General features: G+C 70.2%; 8 protein-coding genes. 3 read left to right on the forward strand and 5 right to left on the reverse strand.

Annotated elements, in window-relative coordinates:
- Nucleotides 1-11: 11 nt before the first annotated feature.
- From pgeF to lgt, 3 genes are read right to left on the reverse strand one after another with little or no spacing between them, the layout of a single operon-like run.
- Nucleotides 12-782 (reverse strand): peptidoglycan editing factor PgeF, encoded by a 771-nt coding sequence (gene pgeF, locus ABN401_RS14490; protein ID WP_432763566.1) that lies wholly within the window; start codon nucleotides 780-782, stop codon nucleotides 12-14.
- Between the two features lie 5 nt (nucleotides 783-787).
- Complete coding sequence (locus tag ABN401_RS14495; protein WP_349685580.1) at nucleotides 788-1870, reverse strand: class I SAM-dependent methyltransferase; 1083 nt, start codon at nucleotides 1868-1870, stop codon at nucleotides 788-790.
- 32 nt (nucleotides 1871-1902) lie between these two features.
- Complete coding sequence (gene lgt, locus ABN401_RS14500; protein ID WP_349685581.1) at nucleotides 1903-2778, reverse strand: prolipoprotein diacylglyceryl transferase; 876 nt, start codon at nucleotides 2776-2778, stop codon at nucleotides 1903-1905.
- A 177-nt stretch (nucleotides 2779-2955) separates the two neighbouring features.
- On the opposite strand from lgt, the gene ABN401_RS14505 reads away from it, so the two are divergent.
- The 3 genes from ABN401_RS14505 to ABN401_RS14515 all read left to right on the forward strand — a co-directional run bounded on the left by ABN401_RS14505 (nucleotide 2956) and on the right by ABN401_RS14515 (nucleotide 4571).
- Entirely contained in the window at nucleotides 2956-3246 is a 291-nt protein-coding gene (locus ABN401_RS14505) for an accessory factor UbiK family protein (protein WP_349685582.1), read from the forward strand.
- 79 nt (nucleotides 3247-3325) lie between these two features.
- A complete protein-coding gene (locus ABN401_RS14510; RefSeq protein WP_349685583.1) occupies nucleotides 3326-3826 on the forward strand; it encodes a type III secretion system chaperone family protein in 501 nt (166 codons plus the stop codon).
- A gap of 7 nt (nucleotides 3827-3833) precedes the next feature.
- The gene (locus ABN401_RS14515) at nucleotides 3834-4571 is read left to right on the forward strand and encodes a pyrroline-5-carboxylate reductase family protein (protein ID WP_349685584.1); all 738 of its coding nucleotides are present in this window, start codon (nucleotides 3834-3836) and stop codon (nucleotides 4569-4571) included.
- Here ABN401_RS14515 and ABN401_RS14520 read toward each other — a convergent pair.
- On the reverse strand, nucleotides 4548-5039 hold the full coding sequence (locus tag ABN401_RS14520) for a hypothetical protein (RefSeq protein WP_349685585.1): 492 nt from the start codon (nucleotides 5037-5039) through the stop codon (nucleotides 4548-4550). The two genes, ABN401_RS14515 and ABN401_RS14520, sit on opposite strands and share 24 nt — an antisense overlap.
- Before the next feature lie 57 nt (nucleotides 5040-5096).
- Nucleotides 5097-6434 carry an ATP-binding protein gene (locus tag ABN401_RS14525; protein ID WP_349685586.1) on the reverse strand — a complete coding sequence of 446 codons (1338 nt, stop codon included), beginning with the start codon at nucleotides 6432-6434 and terminating at the stop codon, nucleotides 5097-5099.
- Nucleotides 6435-6436: the final 2 nt, after the last annotated feature.

Below are 6436 nucleotides of genomic sequence, written 5' to 3' on the forward strand. Positions count from 1 at the left end.
CAAGACGGCCCCTAGCCCAGGGTGATCGCCGACATCAACCGGCCGAAATCCGGTTCTCGGTTAAGATGCGCGCGCCGGTTCGAGTAGAACCGCGCCTCGTCCACCCGGGTATCGTGGCCCGTCCAGGCGGCATTCCCCACCCCTGCCTGCTCCAGCCGCCACAGGACGAACCCCGGCAGGTCGAACAGGCGCTTGTCCGTCGTGGCCCCGGCCATGAAGAATCGCTCCGAACCCGGGTCGTGGTGCTCGAACCGTTCCTGGAAGTCCGCGCCGACTTCGTAGCTCGCCTGGGCGATACAAGGCCCCACGACGGCGGCGATCCGGGCCGGCCGAGCCCCCAGAGCCTCCATGGCGGTCACGGCGCTGTGGACGACGCCGTTCAACGCGCCCTTCCAGCCGGCGTGGACCGCCGCGACCACGCCGGCATGGGCGTCCGCCATCAGGACCGGCGCGCAGTCAGCGGTCAGGACGGCGCAGATGACGCCGGGCGTCCGGGTCACCACGGCGTCGCCCTCGGGCCGGTCGCCGCGCCAGGGTCCTTCGGCGACGCGGGCCAGGCTGGAATGGATCTGGTAGCAGGCCGCCAGGTCGTCGGGCGTCCCGCCCATGGCCGCCGCGACGCGCCGCCGGTTCTCTGTCACCGCCACGGCGTCGTCGCTGGACCCCAGGCCCGTGTTCAGTCCCTCGAACAGCCCGGCGGACACCCCCCCCTGGCGCGTGAAGAAGCCATGTCGCACTCCGTCCAGCAGGGGGTGGGTGATCGGTTGCGGCGGCTGGATCATGTCGCTCATGGCTCGAATCCCGGAACGTCGAGGCTGCGGGGCGAGAATATCGCCGCCGCCTTGAACAGGGCGCCCATCTGGTCGTCCGCCGTCAGACGATCCAGCTGGCGTCGGATGGCCGGGGCGGCATCGGGCCTCGCCGACATCAACCGTTCGGCGCGCGTGTCGATCCCCAATCGACGCAGGAATTCGCCCTGGCCCACACAACCGGTCACGTCCGCGCCCGCCTGAACCGCCGCCTCCAGCACGGCGGGAAAGTCGGCCCACTGGGTGACGTCGGCCAGGCCCGGGGTGTCCAGCGGATCGACCCTGGCGTGTCGCCTCAGGGCCTGAAGCGTGTCGCCCGGCCCCGGTCGGTCGCGGCCATAGTCGATCAGCAGGGCCGCGCCAGAGGTCTCGGCCACCAGCCGGGCCAGGTCGCGACCGAAGGCGGCCTGCTGTTCGGAGACCTCGATCAGCTCGCCCGGCTGGACTTCGAACATTGGCCGGACGAAACCGCCGCTGATGGCCGTGAGACCGAACATTAGATCGCCGTCGTCCGAGACGCCGACGCGTCGCTCCGTCCAGCCGGTTTCCGTCCGCACGAACTGGCGCGCGGGCATGCAGTCCAGAACCTCGTTGGCGATCAGGATCACCGGCGCGTCGCGGTCGATGGCCTCGAGCGACGAGACCCAGCGGGGAGGGGTATCCGTTTCGCCCAGCCGCCGCGCCTGGACCTCGCGCAGGGGTCGGCTGGGCTCGATCAGGATCAGCTCGGTCGCCGACAGGAAATCGGGGGCCAGCCGCGCGGCGCGAAGTGCGTCGGCCATCAGTGTCCCGTCGCCCGGCCCGATTTCCACGAGGCGCACCCGTTCCGGCGCGCCCAGCCTGTGCCAGACCTCGACCGCCCACAGGCCGATCAGCTCGCCGAACATCTGGCTGATCAGGGGCGCGGTGATGAAGTCGCCGGCCTCGCCGAGGTCGGGCCGAGTGGCGTAATAGCCGCCCGAGGGATCGTGCAGACAGCGGGTGACATAGTCCGCCATCGTCATCGGGCCGGTCAGGGCGATCTCGCGGGCCAGCCTCGCCTTCAGGGACCCGTTGCTCATCGGCCTGGGCTCATCGGCATGGGCTCATGGCGTCAGGCTGCGGTGACCGGCGGACGGCTCCGCGCGCGCCAGATCAGCCAGGCCCCGACCAGGATCATCGGGATCGACAGCAGCATCCCCATGGTGATCACGCCCTGCAGGGCCTCGGGCATATGGCTGTCGGGCTCGCGCACGGTCTCGATCGCCGCGCGGCTCAGGCCATAGCCGACCAGGAACAGGCCCATGACGTAACCGGGCTTGGTCAGAAGCTTCCATTTCCACACCGCCAACCAAAGCACCACGAACAGGACGATGCCCTCCAGCCCGGCCTCATACAGCTGGCTGGGGTGTCGGGGTTCGTTGCCGGCGGGGCAGAACCCATAGGTCCGCTCGATCTGGGCGTTGCAGAAGCGGATGGCCCAGGGCGCGTCGGTGACCCGGCCCCACAGTTCGCCATTGGTGAAGTTGGCGATCCGTCCGAAGAACAGGCCCAGCGGTACCGCCGGCGCGATCGCGTCACCCAGGCTCAACAGGTTCGCGCCGTGTTTGCGGCCGAACCATACGGCGGCGAGGACCACGCCCAGGAAGCCGCCGTGGAATGACATGCCGCCGGTCCACAGCTGGAACAGCTCCAGCCGCTCGCCCCAGCCGTCGCCGGTGAACAGCTGACCGAGGATCGCGGGCTTGTAGAACAGGACGTAGCCCAATCGGCCGCCCAGGATGATACCCAGGGTGATCCACAGCACCAGGTCGTCCAGCTGGACGGGCGTGATCGGGGCCCGGCCCGGGCTCCAGACCCGATCGGCCTTCAGGATCCGCGCGGCATAGATCCAGCCCAGGACGATGCCGGCCACATAGGCCAGGGCATACCAGCGGATCGGCAGCGGACCCAGCTGGATCAGGACCGGATCGAACTCGGGGAATATCACGCTTGGCGCTCCTGAAGCGGTTCGCTGAGCCCCTTAGCAAGCGTCGCCACGTCGCGCGAGGGTGACACGTTTAAGCCGCGATTGACCTTAGACAGGGGGTGGTCGGGTAAGGTTTCGTTCACCATATCCGCAGACCCTTCCTTAACGACGCTCGCCAGTCGCGGGCCGGAGCATCCGATGCAGACGCGCAATCCCATTCTCGACGAGTTCGCCAAGCTGTCGACCAGCGCGATGGGCCTGGCCCAGGCGGCGGGCGAGGAGGCCAAGTCGGCCTTCCGCTCCCAGTCCGACCGGATCGCGGCGGAGATGGACCTGGTCCGCCGCGACGAGTTCGATGCCCTGAAGGCCGAGATCGCCGCCCTTCGCGCCGAGATCGCCACCCTGAAAAAGCCGGCCACCGCCAAGGCCAACAAGCCGAATACGGGAACGTCCACGGACGGAACTCGTCTTCCGGACGCAGCCGGTTGAGCCGAATCCGCGAACACGCCTACCGTCTCTTCATGGCGCATGAGTCGCGCCCCGCCCCCCGCGAGACCTGAGTTCCCTGATGGATGCTGTCGCCCACGAAGTCGACGTCCCCTACGATCCGCTGGACGTGGTCGAGCATGTGCTGAACGCCGAGAACCTGCCGTTCGACCGCACCGACGACGGCGACCTGGCCTTCGCCCTGGCCGGCGACTGGAAGGACTATGAGTTGTGGTTCGCCTGGCGGCCCGAAGGCGACTGCCTGCAGCTGTGTTGCGCGCTCGACCTGCGGGCCACGAAGAGCCGCCGCAGCGCCGCCTATGAGCTGGTCTCCATGGTCAACCAGCGCACCTGGATGGGCCATTTCGAGGTCTGGGCCGAGGACGGCGAGATCGTCTTCCGCCACTCCCTGGCCCTGCCGCACGGCGAGCGTCCGACCCTGGCCCAGGCCGCGTCGATGATCGACGCGGCGGTCGAGGCGGCGGACCGCTACTATCCCGCCTTCGACTTCATGATCCGCGGCAACAAGAAGCCGCAGGACGCGATCGACAGCTGCCTGTTCGAGACCGTCGGCACGGCCTGAGGCCCCCATGCAGGTGACCCTCCTCGGCCACGGTCGGCTCGGCTCGGCGCTGGCCGAGGGCTGGCGTCTGACCGGCGCGGCTTCACCGACCGTTCTGACCCGCGCCGACCCGCCGGTCTGTCCGTCCCACACCCGCGCGCTCGTGATCGCGGTGAAGCCGGGGTCGTGGCGCGCGGCGGTCGCGCCCTTGTTGTCCAGACTGCCGGCCGAGGCCGTGATCGTGTCCGTCATGGCCGGCGTTCGCGCCGCCGATCTGGCTTCCGTGCTCGATCGCCGCATCGCCCGCGTCATGCCGACCACCGCCGTTGCGCAGGCGCAGGGCGTCGCGGCGATCTGGTCGGCCGATCCCGGCGCGCGCGCGGTGGCCCATGCCCTGTTTGATCCCGTGGCGGACACGGTCGATCTGGCGGACGAGGTCCAGCTGGACCCCGCCACGGCGGTCGCGGGCTCGGCCCCGGCCTTTTTTCACGCCTTCGCCCAGGCGCTGGCCCGAGCAGGCGTCGAGGCGGGGCTGACGCCGGACGCGGCCCAGCGTCTGACGCGAGGAGCCCTGCGGTCCGCAGGAGCCGGCGCGGCCACCGATGCTTCGCTGGACGACCTCATCGCCCGCATCGCCTCGCCCGGCGGCACGACCCGCGCGGGCCTTGACGCGCTGCACGCGGCCGATCTCGAGGGCGTGGCGAAGGCGGCGGTCCGGGCCGCCATCGCCCGCGCCCGTGATCTAGCGGACGACCAGCCGTCCTGAGGCCAGGTTGGCGGCCAGACGGTTGAAGGCGCGGTCCGCGTCCTGCCAGGTGCCGAAGCCCCGGACGTCGGCGAGCGAGGTCGAATAGCGCGCGTAGTGCACCGGCAGCCGACGTCCGTCCGCCATCACGACCTCGCCCTCGATGGTCGCGCCGCCGATAGAGAGGCTGTCGATCACCGACAGGCCGGGACGATCGGCCGCCTGCTGAAAGGTCGGCCGGTTGGGCTTTAGGTCGGTCAGCACGAGATTGACCTGGGCGTCGCCCAGAACGCCGTGCGCGTCCAGTTCGCGGGTCACCACGGTCTGCAGCCGCTCCAGCTGAAGGTCGACGTCGCGTTGGCCCAACTCCTCGACCTCTTCGATCAGGTCGCCTCCGACGGTCACGGTGACGCGGGGCTCCTGGGCCAGGGCGGGCGCGGCCAGACCGGCGGCGAAGGCGAGGGGGGCGAGAAAGGCGAGACGGCGCATGATGAACCTCCGATGTTTCCCTGTCGGACCCAAGATGCGCCTTCCGGACCGCCTTCGCTAGCCCGGCAGACGGATCAGGGCGCGAAGGCCCCCCAGGTCGCTGCGGGCCAGGGTGATGTCGCCGCCGTGGCTGCGCGCCACATCGCGCGCGATGGCCAGCCCCAGCCCGACGCCCTTGCGGTTCTGGTTGCGGCTCTCGTCCAGCCGGCTGAAGGGGCGAAAGGCCTCCTCGTGCATCTCCTCCGGGATCCCGGGCCCGTCGTCCTCCACCGCGATCTCGAGCCCGCCGGAGGGCAGGGCGCGCGCCGACAGCCGCACATGCTCGCCATGCGCCGCCGCATTGCCGGCGAGGTTGGTCAGGGCCCGCTTGAACGCCAGCGGTCGGAGAGTGGCGGTCAGGCCGGTGGGCGTGGCGATCTCGACCTCCGCGCCCGCCCGCTTCACGTCCTCGCCGGCGGCCGTCAGCAGCGCGGGGATGTCCAGCCGCTGGGGCGTCTCCCCGGCCTCGCCGCGGGCGAAGGCCAGATATTCGTCGATCATGTGCTCCATCTCGTCCAGGTCGCCCTTCATGGCCGCCTGGCGCTTGAACGGCGGAGCCAGCGCCAGTTCCAGCCTCAGCCGTGTCAGGGGCGTCCTCAGGTCGTGGCTGACCGAGGCCAGCAGGGCCGTCCTCTGATCGATGTGACGCTGAATCCGGTCGCGCATGGCCAGGAAGGCCGTCGCCGCCTGACGCACCTCGCGCGCGCCATGTGGCTTGAACGGCCGGGCGACTTCGCCGCGTCCGAACGCCTCCGCCGCCTCGGCCAGTCGCTCGATGGCGCGCACCTGATTGCGGATGAACAGGATCGCGACCCCCATCAGCAGGGCGGTCGCCAGCGTCAGCCACAGCACGAAGATGTGCGCCTGGGTCGCCACCGCCCGCTCGCGGGGCGCGATGATCCGCAGCACCCCGTCCCTCTGCTGCACCTGGATGTCGATATAGGCGGGATAACGGGTCGTATCGAACCAGAAGGGCTGGTCCAGCCGCCCGGCCAGGGCCGCCTCCACCGTCCGGTCCACCACCCCGATCGGCCCCCGCCGCTGTTCCTCGGGCAGGGTCGCTCCGGGCCGCAGCGCCACCGACAGCTGCATGGACCGCTGGGCCTGGTCGGTGATCTCGGCCAGGTTCGATGCCGTCGGCTCGTTTCGATAGCTCTCGGCCGCCCAGGCCACGTCGCCGGCCAGGCCTTCCGACAAGCGCGCCGTCACCGTCTGCCAGTGCATGTCGAAGAAGGCCCAGGTCACCGCCCCCTGCATGATCAGGATGGGCAGGACGATGATCAGCAGCGACCGCCCCCACAGCGTCGTCGGCAACTGGCGCTTCAGCACCCGCGCCAGGACGGGGAAGGGGAGGATTC

The sequence above is a fragment of the Brevundimonas aurifodinae genome (assembly GCF_040195595.1).
Taxonomy (GTDB): domain Bacteria; phylum Pseudomonadota; class Alphaproteobacteria; order Caulobacterales; family Caulobacteraceae; genus Brevundimonas; species Brevundimonas aurifodinae.

What these genes read in the sequence shown, in the direction of transcription:
- ABN401_RS14510 (WP_349685583.1), top strand. Translation starts at nt 3,326, where the DNA reads ATGGATGCTGTCGCCCACGAAGTCGACGTCCCCTACGATCCGCTGGAC.
- pgeF (WP_432763566.1), bottom strand. Translation starts at nt 782, where the DNA reads ATGATCCAGCCGCCGCAACCGATCACCCACCCCCTGCTGGACGGAGTG.
- ABN401_RS14520 (WP_349685585.1), bottom strand. Translation starts at nt 5,039, where the DNA reads ATGCGCCGTCTCGCCTTTCTCGCCCCCCTCGCCTTCGCCGCCGGTCTG.
- ABN401_RS14515 (WP_349685584.1), top strand. Translation starts at nt 3,834, where the DNA reads ATGCAGGTGACCCTCCTCGGCCACGGTCGGCTCGGCTCGGCGCTGGCC.
- ABN401_RS14505 (WP_349685582.1), top strand. Translation starts at nt 2,956, where the DNA reads ATGCAGACGCGCAATCCCATTCTCGACGAGTTCGCCAAGCTGTCGACC.
- ABN401_RS14495 (WP_349685580.1), bottom strand. Translation starts at nt 1,870, where the DNA reads ATGAGCAACGGGTCCCTGAAGGCGAGGCTGGCCCGCGAGATCGCCCTG.